The organism is Allomuricauda sp. R78024, from assembly GCF_044596045.1.
Lineage (GTDB): Bacteria > Bacteroidota > Bacteroidia > Flavobacteriales > Flavobacteriaceae > Flagellimonas.
The window spans coordinates 574,905-598,269 of sequence record NZ_CP138995.1 but is presented as its reverse complement, the minus strand read 5'-3'; the positions used below and the strand labels follow the sequence as shown (position 1 = coordinate 598,269).

Below are 23,365 nucleotides of genomic sequence, written 5' to 3'. Positions count from 1 at the left end.
GTAGTAAAACCAAACATGATTTCAAGCTTTTTCGGAAAAACAAAACCCATAAACTATATTGTTCTATCGGTTTTCCTATTCCTCTTTTACAGCGTTTTTGTTTTTTTTGAAGCAAATCAAGGGATTAATGTGGACACCATTCCGTTAGATGTTTTAACGGTTGGGACACTTTTGCTCTCTATTTATGTTATCAGTAGAATTATCAGGACCGAAAAGGTAACTGATTTCAGCTCGTATGCTATCTTTTTTTTTGTTTTGCTGTTCGTTGCTTTTTCAAAGGTCCTTGGAGATAAAAATGCTATTTTCTGCAACTTTTTTTTATTGCTCGCTGTTTGGAGGTTATTGGCGGTTAAATCGATTAAAAATGTTAAGCATAAGATTTTTGATGCATCACTCTTAATCTGTATTGCAAGTCTTTTTTACGATTGGGCTGTGATGTTTTTTCTTTTGGTTTTTTTTGTCATCAATGTTTATGATAGAAAGACATTTAAAAACTGGCTGGTCCCAATCGTTGGTATTTTAACCTTTTTCATCTTGGTCTTTACTTTTTTAAAGGTTAACGGAGAACTTTCTTTTTTTGCGGACCATTATAGATTTTCAATAGGCTTTTTAAAAACTGATTTTTTTACAGAACCAGCTATAATAAAACTATTGATCTATGTCTTTTTATTAGTAGTGGTCATGTCTTTGGTTTTCTTAAAAGTGAGAAAGAAAGGAGGGGGAAAATTGGTGCCGTTGCGTATTGTTTTCTTGGCTTTTATTTTTGGGGCCTTCATTAACCTTTTCAAATCTGTTGATTCCTCTCCCGTTTTAATTACATTTTTTCCAACAGCGGTTTTTTTAACCAATTATGTTGAGACTATCAAAAAGGCTAAGCTCAAGGAAGTTGTAGTAGGAATATGTATTGCTTTGTCCTTTGTCCTTTTTCTGTTAGAACTTAATCTGTAAACCATAAAGCAATATCTTTGTGCTAAATTAATTGGTCCATGTTTAGCTCATTTGCCTTCAATATTTTTCAGGAAAGTATACTTACATATCATCTTAAAGATGATGTCTGCCAAGAATTTGTGAATCCCTATCCAAAAGAGAAGGTAGAGCATTTGTTATACAGGAAAAATTGGATTGATACTGTGCAATGGCATTATGAAGATATTATTCGGGACCCGTCTATAAACCCTGATGATGCTCTAGATCTTAAACGAAAAATAGATGCCAGCAATCAAGACCGAACAGATTTAGTGGAATACATTGATGGTTATTTTTTGAACAAATATCAATCTGTTGAGATAAAGAAAGGAGCCACTATAAATACTGAAAGCCCAGCCTGGGCTTTTGACCGACTTTCCATTTTGGCTTTGAAGATTTACCACATGGAAGAAGAGGCAAACCGAACGGATGCTTCTCCAGAACATATTGCCAAATGCAATGATAAGTTGGCTGTACTATTGGAACAAAAGAAAGATCTTACCACAGCTATTGACCAATTATTGACGGATATTGAAGCAGGAAATAAGTATATGAAAGTCTATAAACAGATGAAAATGTACAATGATGACGAATTAAACCCGGTACTCCGTGGACAAAAAGGGTAAGTCCCATATTTTGGTCATTAGGCTATCTGCAATGGGAGATGTGGCGATGACCATTCCTGTTCTGATTGCATTGCTGGACAAAAATCCTGAACTAAAGATTACCGTTCTTACTAAAAAACCATTTGCCCCTATTTTTTCTGGATTGAAAAATGTTGAGGTGTACGAGGCCGATGTGAAAAAAAACCATAAAGGTCTAGTTGGATTATGGCGCTTATATCAGGAATTGAAAAAATTGGATATTAATTATGTTGCAGACCTGCACAATGTGCTCCGTAGCCGAATTCTGAAAAAGTATTTTGCGTTGGATAAAACACATTTTGTTCAGATTGATAAGGGTCGCACGGATAAAAAAGCACTTACGCGTTCCAAAAATAAAATCTTCCAACAATTAAAAAGTACCCATCAGCGCTATGCAGATGTTTTTACGGAGTTGGGATTTCCAATAGATTTATCCAACACAAAATTATTGGAGCGTCAACCACTTTCAGAAAAAGTACTTGAATTGGTTGGGCAGGATACTAAAAAATGGGTGGGGATAGCTCCTTTTGCTGCCCATGAAGGTAAAATGTATCCACTCAGTTTGATGAAAGAGGTAATCAAAAAACTAAACGATACCGAAAAGTATAAAATAGCGTTATTTGGTGGTGGCGCCAATGAAATCAAACAGTTAGAAGGTATTGAAAAAGAATTCGAAGGCGTAGTTAACATGGCAGGAAAGCTTAATCTGTCGGAAGAATTATCACTGATTTCAAATTTGGATCTAATGCTCTCCATGGATAGCGGCAATGCACATTTGGCAGCCAATCATGGTATTCCTGTGGTAACGCTTTGGGGGCTTACGCACCCTTATGCTGGTTTTTATCCTTTTAATCAATCTTTGGAAAATGCATTGCTGTCGGACCGCAAACAGTTTCCATTGATTCCAACCTCTGTGTATGGCAACAAACTTCCAAAAGGATATGAGAATGTCATGCAATCCATAACTCCAGAGCAGGTAGTCACCAAAATAAGCCAGCTGTTAGCTTCTTAAGCTATCACCTTGCGTTCTGCAATGGAACTAAAATAGTGTTTTAACTGTTGTACGTATTGGTACTTTAATTGCCTGTTAGTACTATCCATTAATAGGGAACGCATTCCCAAATACGAAGCAATAATATAGGTAGCCACTCCTTCGCAATCGATATGGCGGGCAATATGGCCATCAATTTTACCTTTTTTCAATACAGAGACCAGATTTACCTCCCATACTTTAAGGATATCCTTAAGGTACTTGCTGATTTCTGAATTACGTTTGTTGAATTCGGTCAGAAAGTCATTTAACATAAACCCATAGGCCATTTCATTACGTTTGCCAGGTTCCAAAGCATTTTCCAAACTATCTAAAATAATAGGTAATGGATTTTCATGAGTGTTCAAAGGTTCAACCAATAAGGCATACACTTTTTGAACAACAAGGTTTTGTATAATGCTTATAAAGTAATCTTCTTTAGATTTAAAGTGATGATAAAATGCACCTTTAGAAAGCTCTAGTTCTTTTAGAATATCATCTAAACTGGTATTGTAATAGCCTTTTTCATGAAATATTTCTAGGCCTTTGGCACATAAACGATGCATGGTTTCGCGTCTTTTTAGGTTCTTTTCCATAAGATTTAGGTTTTGGGTTAAATAGACCGTTAAGTCTGTAACAAAGATTCGGCAGATTAACCCCAACCGAAAGAAATGAGGATGTAGTTGTAGGAAAAATCGGTGAAAAGTAGAAAAAGGGCCTAAAAGAGGGAGCCCTTAAAAAGGAAACCGACCAGCGAGTCTGTTTAACAGATTCATTTATTGGATAAATGACAGGCGGAAATGATTGATATCCATTTTAATGGTGGTAAAAAGCACTAGGATTTAACACTATAAGTTTACTCAGAACACCTATCTGTCAATTTTGGTGACTAGTTTAACCAAAAACCTACGAACTTCACTTAGTTGAGCTAAACATATTTTCAGAATTGCCCATAATATCTATAGAAAATGAAAAGTACTTTAGTCTGGATAACAATTTTATGCTGCAGTGTTGAATGTCTTGCCCAAAAGGAGTTGTTTGAAAATAGATTCCATTTAGATTCTTGTTCTAGGTTTGGAAGCTTATGGGGCAACGAAATTAAACGATGGGAGTTTGAAGTAAAATCAGAATCGGCTCTAGACGATAATCTTTGGGAACAAATACTGCCAAAATCAACTCTTGATGACGATAAAATAATAATCAACAGGAATGAATTGGATTACTTCCTTAAAATCGATGTTATAAACAGTCTAGCTAAAAATCAACCAATTTCAAACCCAGCTCATTGGGAAAGTCGATTTGGAAAGCAAATTCAAACAATCGAATTTGAAAAACCGCTTCATGTTTTAATGATTAAAAATGATAAGCTCGTTAAAATGACTTTGGATTCTCTAATAGGCCTAAGGTACCCTACCTTTTATCCATATGGAAAATATGACATTATCGATAAAGGAATGGTCCCAATAGTATATAGGCAAGCAAATCAGTTCGACTTCAGGTCTCCTGTACTATTTGTCACATGTAATTTCATGGAACATGCAGACCTTGAAAGAGCGAAAATAAATAGAGACACCATAAATTTTGGAGGAAAAGATTTTCCAGGAACATTGTACAAAACAGGAATAGATTTTAATAATGATGGTCAGGACGAAGTCTTAATGTACCATGAAGAGGTAAAAGATACTATTACTTCAGAAGGTGATGAGGATTCTGCATATATGTATTCAATTATAGCGATGTATTTTAAAAATAAATGGTACAGAACCTCATACTGGGTAGAAGGGCCAAATGGTGTTGATGGTTTTTAGTTTTGATTTCCAACAAAAAATTCTCGAACTTCACTTACTTGTACTAAACTTGTTTCAGTATCGGACGATATAATTTATTAGAAAAAAATCTTATTTTAAATCATTATACTTTTCAAAGATGACAACCAGAAACTTATTCTATCTAGCAATTATATTTTCAGTAATTCGATTAGGTCTGCGGTTGTCTGGACCTTATCTATTAATTCACTACAATATTTCAGCTTTTAATCTAGGATTAATTGGAGGAACAGCAAATATCCTTTTTTGGATATTCATGCTTTGGTTAGTGTTTAAAGTTTTTAATACAAGTGAATTAAAAAAGTATATCAGGCTTTTAATTCCATTGGTTATTCTGCTTATAGTGATTTCTATGGTAGATAACATAAATGAAATGATTTGGAGATAATTTAAGGGCCCCTTGCTCGCACGAGTTACAAACTTATGTAAGGCCACTCCAATAGAAGCGTCTTATTTTGACGAAAAATGCCAAACTTCACGTATCGGGCGTTCCCACTAGCAAAAATATAGCATGGAAGAAATCAAAAAGTTCATTGACCGTATCTATCCAATGCATAGTGCTGACTGGGACTTCTTTTCTTCCAAACTGCAGAAGCAAACCGTAAAGAAAAACACACCGCTTATAAAAATCGGTGAAATTGAGAACTACCTATCTTTTATTTCGGAAGGGATAGTGCGGTTTTATATTCCCCAAGAAGAAAGTGACTTAACTCTTGGATTTTTATTTGAAAACGAATTTGTTACGGCCTATGATTCCTTTATCACCCAAACACCTTCTCCCTATCAAATCGAAACGCTGACCAACGCGACCTTGTGGCGCATATCGTTTAAAGACCTGCAAGAGGTGTATAAAAAAACCGAAAGCGGAAATGTAATTGGGCGGAGAATGGCAGAAAATATGTTTTTGATTAAGTCGAAAAGAGAAATTTCCCTACTGAGCAAAACAGCAGAAGAACGCTATTTGAACCTGTTTCAGGAACGCCCCAAATTGTTGAAACAGATTCCGTTAAAATACATTGCCTCTTATATTGGGGTTACACCTCAAGCCTTGAGCAGAATACGAAAGCGAATTACTTAACCTAGGTTCATTGTCTGGCCTAAAATCATTTATGAATTTTGTAAATGAGTTAAAGCAAGACCTTATGAAACCATTACTCGTACTTCTATCCAGCTTTGTGATTGCCATTTTCGTGGTGAAAATTATGTACAAGCAATATGATTTTGCGTTGTCCGCAAGAATAGCCCTATCTATCATGTTGTGTTTTACGGCCATGGGACATTTCGTCTATACTAAAGGCATGTCCATGATGATACCTGAATTTATTCCATTCAAGACAAGCTTTGTTCACCTCACTGGACTCTTTGAAATCCTTTTGGCCATTGGCTTGCTTATCCCTAAACTAAAAGTGATAAGTGGATGGACTTTGATCGTTTTTCTCATAGTGATGTTACCAGCGAATGTTTATGCTGCCATACATCAGGTAAACTATCAAAAAGGAACCTTTGACGGTCATGGACTTACGTATTTATGGTTTAGAATCCCATTGCAAGTGCTGTTTATTTTTTGGACTTATATCAGTTCAATCCGAATGCTGTAATGAAAAATTCCTAACTTCACTTAGCTACAAAGACCATTGATTATAATTTTTACAGCCAAATATGAAAAATGAAACATATTTATAAAATATTGATTTGTGCTTTAGTATTGACGTCTACTAAAATTTGTGCTTGCAGCTGCAAGGTTCCAGAGAGCCTAAAAGAGATTCAAGATTCAGAATTTGAGAATTCGGAATGTATTTTTATTGGTGAGGTTCTCGAAGTCGATGCTTTTAACAATTCTTTTAAGTTCAAAGTCATTGAATCTTTCAAAGACGAAAAAAGCGGAGAGATTTATAATGGGAAATATGATGCGCTATGCGGCCCAATAATCAATGAAACGGGAAAATGGCTGATTTATGGGAATTTCAACGATGAGAATCAAATAGTGATAAATCATTGTGGGCTTACAAGGAGCTTCAATAAACCTGAAAACAATATTTCCACCTTAAACCCGCCCCCTATGCCACCCCAACCAGATGAAAAAGTAACAGAATCTAAAGACGAAAAGGAAATCACCAAATGGAGGTTAAGAGCAAAATCAGATTTAAACAATGAAATAATAGCGTTGCGAAAACGAAAAAAACAGAAAAACTAGCCCCTCGCTGGCACGAGTTTATAACTCGTGCAAACTCTCTTCAAACTAAGTTCGATTTATGCTAAGCCACCGTCCCTTGGCAACTACTCCCCGCACCCGCAGTACAACCATAACAATGCTGGGAAATGATAATGTTCCTATCGTTTAAGATATCCTCGTTATAATCTTTAATGTGCTTTACCTTGCTGGCGACCTTTAGGTCGAGCATTTGGTTAAAGTCGCAATCGTACAACCAGCCGTCCCAACTAATGGAAATGGTATTGGTACACATCACATTGGCTACCGCAGCGGGATTGTAGGCTTCCACCAAAGCATACATATAATCCTCATAATTTTCAGAGGCGATGAGATAGTCCAAGAAACGGGCAATGGGCAGATTGGTAATGGCAAATAAGTTGTGGAACTGAATTCCAAAATCTTCGTCCAAAGCCTTTTTAAAATCTTTTTCCATCGCCATTTGGTCTCCGGGCAAATAAGCACCAGATGGGTTATAGACTAAATCCAAACGTAAAGAACTGCCAGGCATGCCGTATCCTCTGGCATTTAATTCTTGCAAGGCTTTTATCGATTTATCAAAAACTCCGTCTCCACGTTGCTTGTCGGTTTTACCACGGGTATAATGCGGCATGGAAGAAATTACATGAACATTGTGCTTTTTAAAGAAGTCTGGCAAATCGTAATACTTCTTGTTCGCACGGATAATGGTTAAGTTGGAACGTACGATAAAATCTTTGATTCCAGCCTTGGCAGCTTCTTCTACAAACCAACGAAAATCCGGATTCATCTCTGGTGCCCCACCGGTAAGGTCCAAGGTATGCGCCCCTGTATTTTTAATGACTTCCAAACACTGCTGCATCGTTTCACGGGTCATGATTTCCTTACGGTCAGGTCCTGCATCTACATGGCAATGTTCACAAACCTGGTTACACATATAACCAACATTGATCTGTAGAATTTCCAACTTATTGGGGCGTAACGGAAAATGCCCTATTTCTGCAATTTTATCCTTAAAATAAGGAAGCTCACCATCTGCAAAAATGCCACCATTAAGAATTTCCATTTGTTTATTAATCGCAGCCAACTCATTTTCTTGAGCCTTCATGGACTTTTTCGCCTTTTTCATTTGGGGCAATATGCTTTCACTCATAACGCATTATTTTATAGCTATAAAGTAGAAGACTCAATTCTTGTTTTGAATTGGATTTCGTCTTTACATTGATAATTTATTGTATTTGTTCATCATTTGTACACCATGTACCAACGTAGCACCACTTTCAATGGCTGCACCTACATGTACTGCCTCCATCATTTCTTCTTTGGTGATGCCTTTTTGCAAACCGTCTTTTGTATAGGCATCTATACAATAAGGACACTTAACCACATGGGATACTGCCAAGGCAATCAAAGACTTCTCTCTTGCACTTAGTGCACCTTCTTCGAAAACCTTACCATAATAGTCAAAGAATTTGGTTCCCAGTTCTTCGCTCCATTCAGTAATTTTCCCAAATTTTCTTAGGTCTTTAGGGTCGTAATATGAATCTGCCATCTTTTTTGGTGTTTTAGGTTCTTTATTTTGTGTTGAATTGTTTTCAAAATTAATTGGAATGCCCTGTCCCATTTTTTCAAGTTCGGGAAGGATTTCCATATTGTCCCAAATGCCAGAAGCCAGCGTATCCGCATATGCCTCTGGCAAGTGGTTTTTGTACATTAGTTGTTGTGTGGTCTTATAATCATATTCAAAAGACCGATGAGTATATTTTAATTCACCGTTTTCAATTTCCAAAAGCATATACCATACCCGTTGGGTACCATCATTGGCCGGCATACCAATAACTCCAGGGTTTAACCAAAATTTGTTACCAATGGCTTGACTAAACGGTAATCCACAATGACCTGCAATTATTACATCGGCTTCCGTTTCTTCAAAACATCTTTCTTTTATATTGTCTTGAGTCGATTCAAAAACAAATTCCGATACATTGGCATATGTGCCATGAACAACGGTTACTTTTTTTCCGCCATAATCAAAACCGATGTGCTCCGGAAGTTGCGAAACCCATTTTAAGGATGATTCAGACAGATGTCCTTTGGTAAAAGGAAACCACATTTTGGAGAAACTATCGCATCGACCACCAGCTTTAAAATCACATCCACAATCTTCACTATCATTGGCCAATTGCAACTCCACATTTCCAGCAATGCTCAAGGCTCCCCACTTTTTAAAGGTTGTGATGGTTTCTTCTGGTTGGGCGCAATATCCTGTGATATCGCCCGTACAAATACAATTTTCTGGTGCAATACCTTCTGCTTGTGCTATTGATATCAATTGTTCCAACGCTTGAAGGTTGCTGTAAACTCCACCAAAGAGCAACAGCTTCCCACTTTTTGTGCCGATATGTTCTATTTCTTTATCCATAAAGGCGTCAAATATAAGATGATACAACATAGAATGCCCCAGAAATTAACCCAGAGCAAATCTGCATACTTTCCTGTGGTAAAAATCAAAGCTTGCGGAAACCACTTAAATACCAATAAAAAACCGAATAGCAATCCGCAGAAAACACTTAAATGAAAACTGATTTTAGGGGGTGATTTCTTCCAGAACATGAAAATTGGAGTTAAGCCTATGACCATGGTCCCACTGATGGTGGTAGCCGAAAGAATTTCAGCATCAAGAAAAACGGGAATTGTTCCCAAGAAGGCAATCAATACCATTGCAATTCGGCCAAAAGTTAAACTATTTCCAAGCTTTAAGTCTATAGAAAGCAATTTGGAAAATGATGAAAAGGTAGAATCCAATGTAGACGCCGCTGAGGTTATCATGATAAAGTTGATGACCAATAGAATAACAATTCCAAAGGATTGACCTACAACAACGGCAGCCTGACCGGCAAAACCTTGATGCTGCGCATAGACACCAATAATACTAAATAAGACAATACATAATCCACCAACAATACTGGCCCAGAGAAAGCTCTTTAAGGTAATCTTTGAGGAACTTAAAAACCCCCTGTCCGTTAATACGGGATCATGAAAGGGATAACTAAAGGATTGAAGTACGGCGGCAAAAAGCAAATTGAGCCCAGTTTCAAAAGACCAGACTCCTGAGGTTACCACGGTTTCACCAGAAAACGTGCTATCAGCGGCAAAAACATTCCATAAAATGACTAGGAGCAGTATGGTGAACAATACCATTTGAATACTATCTGTAAATATGGAACTGCTCAAGCCTCCTTTTAGGGCATAGGCCAATGTCAATACAGTAAAAACCAAAATAGAAAGGTAATATGGTGTAGAGCCCATATTTCCAAAATAGGACCCAATGACCATGGTATTGCTCCAAACCTCGTTGAACAAACGAATGGTAATCAAAATGGAAAATACAGCTACAGCGCTTTTTCCAAACTTAGAAGTAAGAAAATGATGAATGCTTTTAAAGCCTCCAAATTTTCGCATTCTATAAATGACAATACCGGCTACAGCAAAAGACAGATAGTATGCAGCATAAGCTGCACCACCCACTATCCCAAATTCCAAGCCTAGATTGGCAGCATTGGTAATGCTTTTTGCAAAGATCCAAGAAATGACTAAAGACCCCATAAGCACAAAGCTATTAGGGGTCTTTTTTTGATAAACAGCATTAAAAAACTGATTGGTATTTTTAGCCAAAGGAGAAATTAGGAACAGCACCAAACTAGATGCCACTACCAAACCCCATTGCCAAAAAAATGCCTCAGTCATTTACTTTTCTTAACTACTTATTATTGTCCCACCAAACGGGAACGTTTATACTATTTCCATCTGTTCTTGAAGCTGCATCTGCGTAGTTAACACTATTTAGTGCTTCTTCTTCTGCCGGATAAGGCATGCGAACAGGAATGATATCATTGTTTAAACTTGCGGATAATGTTTTTAAGTGTGGAAAGCCAGTTCTGCGGTACTCAATCCAACCTTCATAACCATTGATGATATTTGCAATCCATTTTTGCGTAATGATTTGTTGAATCGAAGCATCACCACCTGCACCATAAGGCGCGCTATTGGTCAAATAATCTGCAGGAAGGCCCACTTGCCAATATTCGAAGGCCTGTGTTACTCCCATTTCATAAAGCTGTTGTGCATCTGCAGTTATAAAACCGCGTTCTGCTGCTTCGGCCAATAAAAAATGGGTTTCCCAACTTGTCATAAAATTGGCATCCAATTGTCCCGTATTTTCCCTGAAAATGGTTCCTGCCAAGGAAAAATCGGATAGGATAGCAGCATTTTGGGTGGCATCAATACCGTTGAGCAATCCATTGAATTCTCCAGAATCACTATTGCTAAAAGGTCTAAAAAGCGTTTCTATTCTTGGGTCATCAAAATCCACAAGGACCTCCTCCATGGTTTCGGACAACACAAAATTGTTAAAGTCACCAATACGCAATCTGGCTAGACGGAAGTTATTGGGCTCGCCATCCGTAAAGTTGAAAATGGCATTTTCTGTGTTCTCATCTATAAAGTCGCCCGCATTGAAGATGGTCTGCAATTCTGTTGCAACATCTGTTCTATTTGAAATACGAAGTAAGGATTTTATCCTAAGGGAATTTGCAAACTTTATCCAGCTCTCTAAATCTCCATTAAAAAGAATATCACCTTCCAGAGAAATACTTCCAGAATAATTTTCCAAAGCAGCAATTCCTTTGTTGAGGTTGTCCAAAATCCCGTCTTCCGCTGTATAAATGGTTTCTTGAGAATCATATGCAGGGGTAACGGTTCCTTCCTTTCCGCGAAATGCCTCAAAATAGGGAACATCCCCAAAAAGGTCTGTAAGCGCTGCGGCCATATAGGCTTTTAGAATACGTGAAGGGCCTTCATACACGGCAAAAGTTTCGTTTTGCAATGATAATTGGATTACACTTTCATTATCCCTTAGATTTTGGAAAAATATAGGCCATGGATTACCTCCTAATTGTGGCGACTTTAAATCGTGCCGATCAAAAAGATTAAAGTCCAAAGCAGTAGTGTATTGCCCTAAAAGATTACCAGCAGTAAAGCCTTCGTAAGACATTTGCTCTCCATAATCATAAATAACCTGTCTAAGCAACAGACTTGGTTGCACGGATAAAGGCTGATTTGGATTGGTGTTTATTTCCTCAAAATCTTTGGTGCACGAGGTGACCATCACCAGAGTAAAAATCAAAGCAGTAATTATTTTGTTTGTGTTTTTCATCTTCCTCATCTAAAAATTAAACCCTGCTTTAAACCCAATACTTCGTGATGTGGCATAGGACAGATCCTCTACGCCTCCAACAAAACTGTTCCCCTGCACGGCAAATTGTTCCGGGTCAAAATGTGGATTTTCAGTAATGGCAAAAAGATTGCGCCCAATAAGAGAGACTCTTAAGCTTGCATCATTTTGGAATAGCTGAAAACTTTTGAAGGTATATCCGATGGATACCTGTCGCAACTTTAAAAAAGAGGCATCATACACATTGTTTTCTTCATGGTTTCGGTCAAAAAACTGTCTGTAGTAGCTTTCTGCGGAAACTGCAACGGTGTTTTGCTCAAAAACAGGATTTTCTGCAGTTCCAACATTTACCACACCATCTGGAACAATTCCTTCTTCTGGTCTAAAAGCAGTTTCTGCCAATTGACCACCAACATTACCCAGCGCTCTAGTTCTAGAAACAATGATACCGCCCTGACGCCAATCCAAGAGAAAATCTAAATCCCAATTTTTATATTGGAATTGATTATTGAAACCCAACATAAAATCTGGATTGTTATTTCCTAATTTTTGTAGCGTATTATCAGGAATAAATCGACCTTGATCGGTAAGGATAAAATCTCCAGCATCATTTTTTAAATACCCTGTTCCATATAAATCGCCAATTCTGCCACCTTCTTCAACTTGTAAAAATACCGTTTGGTTTTGACTGTCGTAGATTCTGGAAAAAGCCAAAGTCAATCGCCCCGCTTCTTGCGGTAAACCTTCCACCGTTGCACGGTTTCTGCTAAAATTGAAAGTGCTGTTCCAGCTAAAGTTTTCATTGCTAATGGGTGTAACTCCCGCTATAATTTCAACGCCTTTGGACCGTACTTTACCACCGTTGACAACTTGCTGTGTAAAACCTGATGAAATTCCAATAGGCAATGAAATGATTTGATCTTTGGTAACTGCGTTGTAATACGAGATGTCAAAGTTCAATCGATCACCAAATAGTCGAACATCCGCACCAACCTCAAAAGAAGAGGTCTGCTCTGGTTTTAAATTTGGATTTGCAATTATGTTTTGATCACTAAATGTAGGCTGCCCATTAAATGGGGTTTGTGCTACAAATGCACCCGTGGTTTGATATGGGTTTGTATCATTTCCTACTTGTGCCCAACTGGCACGAAGTTTTGCAAATGAAACTGCCTGAGGCAGGTCTACTATTTCTGAAAGAATGAAACTACTTGATATTGAAGGATAAAAGAAGGAGGTGTTATCCACAGAAAATGGTGTAGCCAACGCACTTGACCAATCATTACGCCCTGTGATGTCCAAAAAGAGGAAATCCTTATAGCCAAACTTTGCCAAACCATAAAAGCTGTTGATGCGCTTGTTGGATTCAAATTCAAAGACTTCAATAGGCGAAGCAGCATTGGATAATCTAAAAATACCAGGTTGCGCCAAACTAGTGGCCTGCGACTGTGAGGTAAATGCTTTTTGGTCCAAACGGTTTCCGCCAAGAGAAACATCAAACTTAAAATTTGCAAAAGCCTTACGGTAGTTTAACAAGAAATCGGTGTTGATTTCCCGATAAAACACATCATGTTCAGCGTAGCCACCATTGGCAAAACGGTTGGAACTGAAGGAACGCCTAAACTGGCGAAGCTCATCAGAATAATCCATACCCGTTCTAATGGTAGCCGTTAAATTATCTGAAATATCATAGGATGCGGACACGTTACCAAATACCCTGTCTCGATTAAAAGAGTTTCGATTTTCAAGAAGGATAAAAAACGGATTATCAAAGAAAGTATAGTTATAAGAAAATTGCTGAACGCCTTCTAAACCAGGTTGCCAATAATCCCTTAGACTATCAATATTTAAAGAACGCGGCCCCCAAGCAACTAAAGAATAGTTTACGTTTTCAGAACCGTATCCACTTGATGGTCTGTTATCACTTTGTGAGTTCACGTAGCTTATGGAAGAGTTGATACGGAGCCTTTCAGTGGGCTTAAAAGTAAGCCTTGCACTTATGGTCTGTCGATCTAAGTTGACTCCCGGAATAATGGACTCATTGCGCAAATCAGTAAATGAAAGACGGAAGTTTCCTTTATCAAAAGCTGATGAAATTGCCAGATTGTTGATAAAAGTTGTTCCTGTTTCATATAAATCCTTCAAATTATCAGGATTTGAACGAAACTCGGTTGGAGTAATGGGCAAACCGCTATATAAAGAAGTGTCACCTCCTCTTACTACAGTTCCATCCGGCAGGGTCAAGGGGCTATCAAACTGCGGAATGAGGTTGCCAACATCCAACCTTGGTCCCCAACTGTACGTGATATTGTCGCTGGTTCCGCCTCCCAGTCCATCAACAAATTCAAAGACACCAGACTGTCCTTGCCCGTATTGGTTCTGAAATTCAGACAATTTAAAAGCAGAGTCTACAAAAAAACTGGTGTTATAACTGACGCCAAGACCTTTGCTTTTTGAACCATCTTTGGTTTCAATAACAATAACACCGTTGGCCGCTCTTGTTCCATAAAGTGCAGCCGCACTTGGACCCTTAAGCACAGAAACTTCCGCAATATCATCTGGGTTTACTTCCATGGCGCCATTACCAAAATCAACTTCTTGAAAACCAGCTGCAGCTTCGTTGGTGAAATTAAAAACCGAATTGTTGTTTATAGGAATACCATCTACGACGAACAAAGGATTGTTGTTGGAGAAAGAAGCCTCTCCTCTAATGCTTATCCTAGAGGTAGAACCCACACCTGTGGCGCCTTGGCTAATGGTTACTCCAGCCAATTTGCCCGCGAGATTATCTAAAAAATTAACTGCCTTTACTTCTGTGACACCTTTGGCATCAAGACTTTGAACGACATAGCCCAACTCCTTCGTTTCCCTTTTTAAACCTAGGGCGGTCAAAACCACTTCTTCCAACTGTTCAGATGATTCAACAAGTTGCACATTGATTGTTGTTCTATTGTTGATTGAGATGTTCTGTGTTCGGTATCCTAAAACGGAAAATTCAAGAGCTGTTGAAGCTCTAGGAACCTTCAAGGAATACAAGCCATCTTCACTGGTGGTTGTACCAATTTCAGAACCAGTTAAAATGATATTTACGAAAGGGATAGGAACATTATTAACATCCGTAACCTTTCCGGATAAGGTTTGTTGTGCTTGGCTATTGACTCCTATGAGCAATACCATAGACAATAAAATGTATTTCATTGATGGGTTTAATCGTTAGTCTTTTAAATGACAGAAATGTCATTACTTATTGATGCTTAGGAAAATTGCATCAAGACTGGTGAACCCTTGTTAAAATAAAGAGAGGTAAAATGATGTTGGAGTATTTGAACGTTTTTGGAAACAATCCGAATATGCTTTTTTAGTAAGGAACTAAGAATTTTTAAGATAGAAATTGCGATTGTTTTGGAAAAACGCAATATGTTGACAATATCCTCTTTGGTATCGATGTCATGTAAAACAGGAAGCCTGAATACATGAGAATCGTAACTTTCAAATAACAGGAAAATCTTGTTGAAAAGCCCAAAACGTTGCCATGGCAAACTAAGAAATAGTTTTGGGTCAAAATTGGAACGATGAAGCCCCATTAGATAAAAACCACCATCAGTAGTTGGCCCTAAAACAGTTTTGCCAAGCTGTAATTGCCTTTCTGCCTCAATAATATGTGAGGCTTTTAATTGAGGACTATCATTACCAATGGTAATAACATTTGCATAGCCCTTTTCATAAATAGCTTGAACGGCATTGGAAAAACGCTCACCAAAGGTTGCACCTTCTTGTTGTTTTTCGGTAAAGTGGAAAAAAGGTAATCCGGAAGCTTTGGCAATTTGAATGGTACGTGACGTTAGCGCATGGAATAAATCTAAATTAGCCACAGTCTTTTTACGACGAGTTTCCACAGCAGCGGAATTCGCAAAAATCAGGATTGCTGTTTCTTTTGAGAAAGTGTTTTCCAAGATTTAATCTACTATCGTAAACTTACGATAAATATCTATTCTGATTTGGTCGCAAAGGATTACTATGAATTACATTTTTCTTTAATAATTGTCAATTTTAACATTCCGACCGGCAAGTCGGTTTTGAAAATGGAGGGGTATCAATTGGTAAAGATTAAAATCGAATAGGTATCGATGAACTACATAAATGACTATAGTATTTAGAGATGACAGACCGAGAAGTCGGTAATGTTCTCTTAAAAAACGGCAGTAAAATCGTGATTTCGGGGTCTAGAGACTAAATTTGCAATGCTTTTAATCTACTTATTTCATGAACGCAAATAGTATCCAAGCAAAATCCATTGGAGTGGTGCTTTCTGGAGGAGGAATTCGCGGGATGGCTCATATTGGGTTAATAAAAGCAATGCAGGAACATGGATTGGATGCTAAAGTGGTAGCAGGTTCTAGCGTGGGAGCTTTGGTAGGGGCCTTATATGCAAATGGGAATTCTGTGGAAGACATGTTGCAGTTTTTTAAGGATACTCCTTTATTTCAGTATAACTTCTTTTCCATTAGTAAGCCTGGTTTTATCAATACCGAAAGGTATTTTAATATTTTTAAAGGATACTTCCCAAAAGATTCATTTGAAAGTCTGGAGAAACCACTATATGTAGTGGCTACTGATTTACTCCGAGGAGAAGAAAAAGTATTTACTGAAGGAGAACTAATAAAACCGCTTTTAGCTTCTGCCGCGTTAACTCCAGTGTTCAGTCCAGTTGAAATTAACAAAACGCTATATGCCGATGGCGGGGTAATGAACAACTTTCCTAAAGAGTATGTTGATGGAAAAGCTGACTTTATTATTGGAAGTAACGTTTCTATTGCCGGGGAAGTCCAGAAAAAAGACCTAAAAAATTCTTTGCAATTGGCCGGAAGGGTAACAGGGCTGATGATTTATGCTTCAAGTCACCAAAAACTAAAAGAATGCGATTTGTTCATAGAGCCCAAAGAGTTGGAAAAAATTGGGGTTTTGGACAAAAAGGGAATACAAAAGGCCTTTGTCATTGGTTATGACCATGCCAGTAGGATGTTCGAAAGTGTTTTGAAAGTATAGAAAAATCAGGATTGTGTCTGTCCGCGTCTAATTCAATCCTATTTTCACCTTTTACACATCATCATAATCAACCTTAAGTGTTGAGGTAAGTGGGTGTGCTTGACATGTTAAAATGAACCCTTCAGCTACTTCGCCATCTGTTAGTATTTGGTTTTTTACCATTTCAGCTTTTCCCTCGGTAATCCTTGCAATACAACTACTGCAAACACCACCTTGACAGGAATAGGGGGCATTAATGTTTTCTTTAAGAACGGCATCTAGGACCAAAGTCTTTTTATCCATGGATAATGAAAAAACTTCATCATCTACAGTGACTTCCAAGGTTGTTTTTCCTTCTAGTTCTTCAGCAAGAGTGTCTTCCGTGTCAGAGCTCGTAAAAAGTTCGAAGAATATTTTGTCCTCAGCAATTCCATTGGTTTTTAAAGTATCAGAAACAGAAGTAATCATTTCTTCTGGACCGCATAAATAGAAAGCATCAAAAGAGGTTTCTTTAAACTTGTTTTTGATAATAAAGTTTACGGTAGAGGTTTCAATTCTGCCAAAAAGAGCGTTTTCTTCTTGTGATCGACTATAGACATGCTGAGTAAAAAACCTATTGGTATATCTATCTTGAAGCTCTTGTACTGCCCGTAAATACATAGCTTCTTCTGGAGACTGGTTTCCAAAAACCAATACAAAGGTGCTTTCTGGATGACTTTCCAGAACAGTTTGGGCAATGCTGATTATTGGAGTGATTCCACTTCCTGCGGCGAATGCTGCGATGTTTTTTGCTTCGGAATTTTTTTCAAAAACAAATCGTCCTTCAGGCGGCATAACTTCTAAAACATCTCCAGCTTTAATGTTCTCATTTGCATAGACGGAAAAGGTGCCTTTTGGCACTTTTTTGATTCCAACGGTAAGTTTTCCAGAAGATGGTGCTGAGGAAATGGAATATGCTCTGCGCAATTCTTCTCCATTTACCGTATGCTTTATGGTAATATACTGACCTGCTGTAAAAGCAAAGGTATTTTTAAGGTTTTCGGGAACTTCAAAAGTAAGCGCCACTGCATTTGGGGTTAAAGTATCAACAGCAGCAATTTTTAATGCATGAAAGTCATTCATGGAATGTCAATTTTTTTGCAAAACTAAGCATTCATACAATTTTGAAAGGCAGATTTTAAAAAAAGCGTTGCTTTTGTAACAAATCAAGTATTTTAGGTACAAACATCTAGAAAATCACCAGCCCATGTTTAAACGTTTTATCAATCTTCAATGGAAATCTTTTTATAGATCCTCTTCATTTGGGAAAGGGTTGGCATTGAAGATTGTAATGATCTTTTTTGGCATTTATATGATTGGGGCCTTGGTGTTTGTTGGAGGATTTCTTTATGAAATCCTTAGAAAAACCTTTCCAGACCAATCTCCAATGTGGGTGCTTAGTGGGTATTTGGTTTATTGGATCCTAATAGAACTGCTTTTTAGATACTTTTTGCAGAAGCTTCCTGTTATGGACATTAAACCATTATTGTTGTTTCCGATTAAAAAAAGTACCATAACACATTATATATTGGGTAGATCAGGTGTATCTGGTTACAATTTGTTGGCACTTTTCTTTTTTATCCCTTTTGGCATTGTGCTTTTGTTCAATGGATATCCCGCTTTGAATGTATTGTTATGGCTTGTGTCAATTTCCTCTATAATACTTTGTATCAACTATGTCAATTTTCTTGTTAATAAAAGTGATAAGGCATTAGGAATTATTGGGGGCATCATAGTTGTTCTATATGGACTCGATTATTTTCAAATAATACCTGTAAAAGAATTTTTCGGACCTATTTTTCATGGATTATATCAATACCCCATTACTGTACTAATACCTCTGGGACTGGCTATCTTGGCATATGCTTTGAATTATAAACTGCTTAAAAACAAGCTCTTTTTAGATGCTTCTTTAGAGTCCAAAACAAAAGAGGTAAAGACTTCAGATTTGTCATGGACAAAACGCTTTGGGGACATGGGAACTTTTTTACAGTTGGATCTTAAGATGATTTGGCGCAACAAAAGAACCAAAGCCCAGGTGTTTATATCTCTTCTCTTTGTGTTTTATGGGTTGATATTCTACACCCAAGAAATCTATGCCAACATGATTCCGATGTTTGCTTTTTTGGGAATCTTCATGACGGGAATTTTCTTAAGCAATTTTGGACAATTTATTCCTGCGTGGGACAGTGGTTATTATAGTATGATGATGGCACAGAACATACCGCTTAGAAAATATTTGGAGTCCAAGGCAACTCTTATATCTGTTAGTGTGTTGGTCATGTTTTTATTGACCATTCCTTATGTCTATTTTGGCTGGGAAGCTTTAGCAATAAACTTTGGAAGTGCGATTTATAATTTAGGAGTAAACATTCCCGTGATTCTATTTTTTGGATCTTTCAATAAAAAAAGAATAGATCTGGATAAAAGCCCATTTGGTAATATGCAGGGCACAAGTGCCACCCAGTTTTTAATAATGTTACCAGTTTTAGGGCTACCCATTCTAATTTTTACTGGAGCCTATTATCTCATATCTATGGAAGCGGCGGTAATAACACTTTCTCTTTTGGGAGTTATAGGGTTTGCGCTAAAGAATTATCTGCTGGACAAGATTACAGAACAGTATAGAAAAAAGAAATATGGAATGATAGCTGGCTTTAAGGAAAAGAACAGTTAAGTAAAATTCACGAAAGTGAAAATAAAAAACACATAGATGATTACAACGGAAAACCTTTCCAAAAAATACAGATCTCAAACAGTCTTGAACATTGAATCTTTGGAAATACCTAAAGGTCAAAGCTTTGGTCTGGTGGGTAACAATGGTGCCGGCAAGACCACTTTTTTTAGCCTTTTATTGGATTTGATTCAGCCAACATCAGGCCATATTATAAATAACGATGTTCAAGTAAATAAGAGCGAAGGGTGGAAGCCTTTTACATCATCATTTATTGATGAATCCTTCCTTATAGGGTACTTAACACCTGAAGAATACTTTTATTTTGTTGGCGATTTAAGAGGAAGAAACAAAGCAGATGTAGATGCACTCCTTTCCACTTTTGAAGACTTTTTCCACGGTGAAATTTTAGGTCAAAAAAAGTACCTACGGGATTTATCCAAAGGAAACCAAAAAAAAGCTGGAATAGTTGCTTCGTTCATTGGAAACCCTGAAGTAGTAATATTAGATGAGCCTTTCGCCAATTTGGACCCTACCACGCAGATACGCCTAAAAGGTATAATTAAGGAATTGGCAGCTAAAAATGAAGTCACGGTTTTAGTTTCCAGCCATGATTTAACTCATGTCACCGAAGTTTGTGAACGAATTGTAGTATTGAACAAAGGAGAAATAGTAAAGGACATTCAAACTTCTACGGAAACACTCAAAGAACTGGAAACATTTTTTGCAGGATGATAGCGTATTTTCTATCGCTAATTGTCACATCGAGCGAAGTCGAGATGGTCTTTACAACCTTTGCATTAAAAAGTTCTCGACTGCGCTCGAACTGACAACATTCTTACCTAAAACATGGCTGAAGGATCATAAAAGAACTGTGCTTTCTTAATTTTCCCGTTCTCTACTTGATACATAGAAAGCTCTTCCATATTTACTCTACCTCCCTGTTTAAAAGTAACATCGCTGGTCATTGGCACTACAAAATGATTGCCCATTACAATAGGGTCTCCAACAGTTCCTCCATGTGCTTCTTGAATATTATTGGCCCACTGTTCAAAACCTTTTAAAATATTGTCTAGCCCTTCGGTCACTTCATTTGGCACTCCTGCCATCTCAACGCTAACCGCATCTTGGGCATAAAGGCCATAAGCCTGATCATATTTGCCTTCTCTACAAAGGCTTACTAGTTTGTCTGCAACTTCTTGTGTTGTCATTTTTGTTTCTGTTTTTATGATTAATAAATAAACTCAAGATAAATCAAATGCCTGGCTCAAATAAGTATTCAAAGGTTTAATAGCCTTGAAATGGTTCAAGATTTCACCGCCTAATTCATCAGAGTTATAAAAAGGCTCCAATGGAAATTCGGCCATGGCATAGAATTGTTTGTTATAGATTAGATTTGTTTTTTCCGCTGCGGGAAGCAAGCTCTTATCCAATCGTTTTGACTTTTCTCCTTTAAGTCTTCCAAAGTTTTGGGTGAACGATGAAGCCTCAACAATTTTTGTTAAAGCCACTATGTCCTTCGCAATATGGTTTCGGACCAAGGCAAGTTCAGGAGGTCTTAGCATAAAAAGGCCGCCTCCAACATGAATACTGGTAGCATCTATCCCTAAATAATACCCAGGCAAAATGGATTTTTTCCCGTTAGGTGAAAAGCCAGCTTTTAAAATGTTGTGGTATGGTGTTTTATCCTTTGAAAAACGAACATCTTTATTAATTCGAAACATAGCCTTTTTGGCATCTGGAAGGATGCGATCGTCCCATTCCGTCAAGTTTGGCAACAAATTATCCAGTAAATCCAAAAAAGGAGCTTTCACCTCATTTTCATATCGTTTTTTGTTCGCATGAAACCACTCCTTATTATTGTTTCTAGCTAGTTCTTTAAAAAAGGCAGTGTATGAAGAAGTAATCATGTTTCGTTATTTTTTGGAGATTTCAATTGATTTTTTGACCCAAAGCAAAAGCGTATCAACATCATCAAAAACCGTATCAGGAATGGAGTAATAAGGCATTTTGCCGTGTTTGCTAGCTCCATTTTTTTCATAATCCTTTTGATTGGAAATATCCACTTTCAGGTAAGCAGTCCCTTTTGAATCAATAATTCCAAACATCTTACCTGTATGAAATATACCATGGCCACCAAACATTTTTTTTGCTGAAATGTCACTTATTGAACTCAATTTTTGAACTATCTGCTCTGCAGCCAATACTGAACCTTGCGTAATTTTCGCTCCCTTTACCCCCATCTTCAATTCGATTTTATCAATTCCAACGCCTTATGTGCAAGCTTCTCCCATTTTTCATGGTATTCAAAATCAACTTCGTACCAACCTGCTAAAGGTTTTTTGGTTTTAAAAGGGTTGAATTCAGAAAGCTCAAAATCTTGCTCTTTCAAAGGGTAGCCCTTTCCCAATTTGAATACCATTTTTTCCTTTTTGGAGAAGAATGCAAATACTTTGTTTTTGTAATGGATAGCAGGGGAACTCATCATTTTTCCTTCTGTAACCTCTGGGTGCTTCAAACAAAATAATTCACGGACCTCCTTGAATTTTTCAAACTCCATATTCCAAAGCTACAAAAGGCATTCAAGCCAAGATAAGGGCGAATAAGACACTTTTAAGGGTTGATTGTGCCAAGTATAACGACTACATTTATAGCACTAAAATCGTTGATAATGAAACACGTAAGTATTTTGGTGCCCAAGGGGAATGCCATTTTAAGCAATGTAGTTGGACCATTTAAAGTGCTAATGGCGGTAAATCAGTTTTTAAAACAAACCGGAGCAAGAAGCGATGACTTTTTTGAAACCCATTTAGTAGGCCTTGAACATGATTATTCATTATATAATGGAATGTTCAGTATTCATTGTGATAGTATGATCACGGATATTGAAAAAACAGATTTGATATTAATTCCCGCCTTACGACCAGATAAGCTGGCTGAAGATTTGGAGAGCAACCAAGCTTTTGTTCCTTGGATTTTGCACCAACGTAACAAACATAATGCTGAGGTTGCCAGCATGTGCATGGGCGCTTTTGTTTTGGCGCAAACCGGGCTGGTTGATAACAAGCAGTGTGCTACGCATTGGGCAGCAATGGAAATGTTCAAAAAAATGTTTCCGCAAGTAAATCTGGTTTCCAATAAAATTGTGACAGATGAAGATGGAATCTATTCCAGTGGAGGGGCCTTTTCCTTCTTAAACCTAATGCTACATTTGGTGGAGAAACACTGCGGTCGTGGAGTGGCTATTTACATTTCTAAGTTTTTTGAAATTGATATGGATCGTGTGGACCAAAACCAGTTTGCCATTTTTCAAGGGCAGAAAGATCATGAGGATATTGCCATTAAAGAAGCCCAAAAATATATTGAAAGCAATGTTGAGCATAAAATATCAGTGGAGCAATTGGCTAAGAAGTATGCCATTAGTAGTAGAAATTTTGTGCGCAGATTTAAAAAGGCCACCCAAAATACTCCTTTGGAATATATTCAACGAGTAAAAATAGAAGCGGCCAAACGTAGTCTGGAGTCTACAGAACAAAACGTAAATGAGGTGATGTACCAAGTGGGCTATGCAGATCAAAAGGCGTTTAGGACAGTATTTAAAAAATACGCCGGACTATCCCCTGTTGCCTACAAGACAAAATACAATAGAAGCAGGGTTCATTTCGAAAGACCAACAGCTTGGTAGAGCACAGTTTTTGTTAATGTTTTTACGACCAGCAAAAATTATTGCATTTTACCGATGA

The 23,365-nt window shown here is 37.5% G+C and carries 23 protein-coding genes and 1 pseudogene; 11 read left to right on the top strand and 13 right to left on the bottom strand.

The features are described from left to right. Positions 1 to 15: 15 nt before the first annotated feature. The 3 genes from SJY44_RS02690 to SJY44_RS02680 are packed head-to-tail and all read left to right on the top strand — an operon-like array spanning position 16 to position 2,622. Complete coding sequence (locus tag SJY44_RS02690) at positions 16 to 948, top strand: DUF6427 family protein (RefSeq protein WP_396591168.1); 933 nt, start codon at positions 16 to 18, stop codon at positions 946 to 948. Positions 949 to 986: 38 nt separating this feature from the next. Beyond that, on the top strand, positions 987 to 1,592 hold the full coding sequence (locus SJY44_RS02685; protein WP_396591167.1) for a DUF4254 domain-containing protein: 606 nt from the start codon (positions 987 to 989) through the stop codon (positions 1,590 to 1,592). Next, entirely contained in the window at positions 1,576 to 2,622 is a 1,047-nt protein-coding gene (locus tag SJY44_RS02680) for a glycosyltransferase family 9 protein (RefSeq protein ID WP_396591166.1), read from the top strand. The genes SJY44_RS02685 and SJY44_RS02680 overlap by 17 nt, the downstream gene beginning before the upstream one ends. Here SJY44_RS02680 and SJY44_RS02675 read toward each other — a convergent pair. Further along, on the bottom strand, positions 2,619 to 3,236 hold the full coding sequence (locus SJY44_RS02675) for a TetR/AcrR family transcriptional regulator (protein ID WP_396591165.1): 618 nt from the start codon (positions 3,234 to 3,236) through the stop codon (positions 2,619 to 2,621). The genes SJY44_RS02680 and SJY44_RS02675 overlap by 4 nt on opposite strands. A gap of 372 nt (positions 3,237 to 3,608) precedes the next feature. Between SJY44_RS02675 and SJY44_RS02670 the strand changes: the two genes are divergently transcribed. The 4 genes from SJY44_RS02670 (at position 3,609) to SJY44_RS02655 (ending at position 6,660) form a co-directional block, all read left to right on the top strand. Then, positions 3,609 to 4,448 carry a hypothetical protein gene (locus SJY44_RS02670; protein WP_396591164.1) on the top strand — a complete coding sequence of 280 codons (840 nt, stop codon included), beginning with the start codon at positions 3,609 to 3,611 and terminating at the stop codon, positions 4,446 to 4,448. A gap of 529 nt (positions 4,449 to 4,977) precedes the next feature. After that, positions 4,978 to 5,544, top strand: a complete 567-nt coding sequence (locus SJY44_RS02665) for a Crp/Fnr family transcriptional regulator (RefSeq protein WP_396591163.1) — start codon at positions 4,978 to 4,980, stop codon at positions 5,542 to 5,544. 64 nt (positions 5,545 to 5,608) lie between these two features. Next, on the top strand, positions 5,609 to 6,064 hold the full coding sequence (locus SJY44_RS02660; protein WP_396591162.1) for a hypothetical protein: 456 nt from the start codon (positions 5,609 to 5,611) through the stop codon (positions 6,062 to 6,064). A gap of 68 nt (positions 6,065 to 6,132) precedes the next feature. Beyond that, entirely contained in the window at positions 6,133 to 6,660 is a 528-nt protein-coding gene (locus tag SJY44_RS02655; RefSeq protein ID WP_396591161.1) for a hypothetical protein, read from the top strand. Between the two features lie 61 nt (positions 6,661 to 6,721). On the opposite strand, the gene arsS is transcribed toward SJY44_RS02655, so the two are convergent. From arsS to SJY44_RS02620, 7 genes and pseudogenes are all read right to left on the bottom strand, one after another. After that, on the bottom strand, positions 6,722 to 7,783 hold the full coding sequence (arsS, locus tag SJY44_RS02650; RefSeq protein ID WP_396592113.1) for an arsenosugar biosynthesis radical SAM (seleno)protein ArsS: 1,062 nt from the start codon (positions 7,781 to 7,783) through the stop codon (positions 6,722 to 6,724). Between the two features lie 87 nt (positions 7,784 to 7,870). Continuing rightward, a complete protein-coding gene (locus SJY44_RS02645) occupies positions 7,871 to 8,206 on the bottom strand; it encodes an arsenosugar biosynthesis-associated peroxidase-like protein (protein WP_094999161.1) in 336 nt (111 codons plus the stop codon). A 234-nt stretch (positions 8,207 to 8,440) separates the two neighbouring features. After that, positions 8,441 to 9,076: pseudogene (locus tag SJY44_RS02640) on the bottom strand (metallophosphoesterase family protein); the annotation flags it as partial. Then, entirely contained in the window at positions 9,061 to 10,401 is a 1,341-nt protein-coding gene (locus SJY44_RS02635) for a sodium:solute symporter (protein ID WP_396591160.1), read from the bottom strand. The pseudogene SJY44_RS02640 and the gene SJY44_RS02635, both read right to left, overlap by 16 nt. Positions 10,402 to 10,414: 13 nt before the next feature. Beyond that, on the bottom strand, positions 10,415 to 11,869 hold the full coding sequence (locus tag SJY44_RS02630; protein WP_396591159.1) for a SusD/RagB family nutrient-binding outer membrane lipoprotein: 1,455 nt from the start codon (positions 11,867 to 11,869) through the stop codon (positions 10,415 to 10,417). A 9-nt stretch (positions 11,870 to 11,878) separates the two neighbouring features. Beyond that, positions 11,879 to 15,082, bottom strand: coding sequence for a SusC/RagA family TonB-linked outer membrane protein (locus SJY44_RS02625; RefSeq protein WP_396591158.1), 3,204 nt, complete (start codon positions 15,080 to 15,082; stop codon positions 11,879 to 11,881). A gap of 56 nt (positions 15,083 to 15,138) precedes the next feature. Then, positions 15,139 to 15,837, bottom strand: a complete 699-nt coding sequence (locus tag SJY44_RS02620) for a DUF2064 domain-containing protein (RefSeq protein WP_396591157.1) — start codon at positions 15,835 to 15,837, stop codon at positions 15,139 to 15,141. Positions 15,838 to 16,147: 310 nt separating this feature from the next. Here SJY44_RS02620 and SJY44_RS02615 point away from each other — a divergent pair, with 310 nt between their 5' ends. Continuing rightward, positions 16,148 to 16,930 carry a patatin-like phospholipase family protein gene (locus tag SJY44_RS02615; protein ID WP_298923370.1) on the top strand — a complete coding sequence of 261 codons (783 nt, stop codon included), beginning with the start codon at positions 16,148 to 16,150 and terminating at the stop codon, positions 16,928 to 16,930. A 51-nt stretch (positions 16,931 to 16,981) separates the two neighbouring features. Here the strand turns inward: SJY44_RS02615 and SJY44_RS02610 are convergent, their stop codons facing one another. After that, positions 16,982 to 18,031: a ferredoxin--NADP reductase gene (locus tag SJY44_RS02610; RefSeq protein ID WP_298923368.1), complete on the bottom strand. Its 1,050-nt coding sequence runs from the start codon at positions 18,029 to 18,031 to the stop codon at positions 16,982 to 16,984. Between the two features lie 124 nt (positions 18,032 to 18,155). Between SJY44_RS02610 and SJY44_RS02605 the strand changes: the two genes are divergently transcribed. Further along, positions 18,156 to 19,625 (top strand): DUF5687 family protein, encoded by a 1,470-nt coding sequence (locus SJY44_RS02605; protein WP_396591156.1) that lies wholly within the window; start codon positions 18,156 to 18,158, stop codon positions 19,623 to 19,625. Between the two features lie 36 nt (positions 19,626 to 19,661). Then, positions 19,662 to 20,357: an ABC transporter ATP-binding protein gene (locus SJY44_RS02600; RefSeq protein WP_396591155.1), complete on the top strand. Its 696-nt coding sequence runs from the start codon at positions 19,662 to 19,664 to the stop codon at positions 20,355 to 20,357. A gap of 107 nt (positions 20,358 to 20,464) precedes the next feature. On the opposite strand, the gene SJY44_RS02595 is transcribed toward SJY44_RS02600, so the two are convergent. The 4 genes from SJY44_RS02595 to SJY44_RS02580 are packed head-to-tail and all read right to left on the bottom strand — an operon-like array spanning position 20,465 to position 22,182. Next, the gene (locus SJY44_RS02595; protein ID WP_298923362.1) at positions 20,465 to 20,833 is read right to left on the bottom strand and encodes a nuclear transport factor 2 family protein; all 369 of its coding nucleotides are present in this window, start codon (positions 20,831 to 20,833) and stop codon (positions 20,465 to 20,467) included. Positions 20,834 to 20,866: 33 nt separating this feature from the next. Beyond that, complete coding sequence (locus tag SJY44_RS02590) at positions 20,867 to 21,532, bottom strand: DUF2461 domain-containing protein (protein WP_396591154.1); 666 nt, start codon at positions 21,530 to 21,532, stop codon at positions 20,867 to 20,869. Positions 21,533 to 21,538: 6 nt separating this feature from the next. Next, positions 21,539 to 21,865 (bottom strand): TfoX/Sxy family protein, encoded by a 327-nt coding sequence (locus SJY44_RS02585; RefSeq protein ID WP_396591153.1) that lies wholly within the window; start codon positions 21,863 to 21,865, stop codon positions 21,539 to 21,541. Positions 21,866 to 21,867: 2 nt separating this feature from the next. Next, a complete protein-coding gene (locus tag SJY44_RS02580; protein WP_396591152.1) occupies positions 21,868 to 22,182 on the bottom strand; it encodes a hypothetical protein in 315 nt (104 codons plus the stop codon). A 111-nt stretch (positions 22,183 to 22,293) separates the two neighbouring features. On the opposite strand from SJY44_RS02580, the gene SJY44_RS02575 reads away from it, so the two are divergent. Beyond that, complete coding sequence (locus SJY44_RS02575) at positions 22,294 to 23,307, top strand: helix-turn-helix domain-containing protein (protein WP_298923354.1); 1,014 nt, start codon at positions 22,294 to 22,296, stop codon at positions 23,305 to 23,307. Positions 23,308 to 23,365 lie beyond the last annotated feature (58 nt).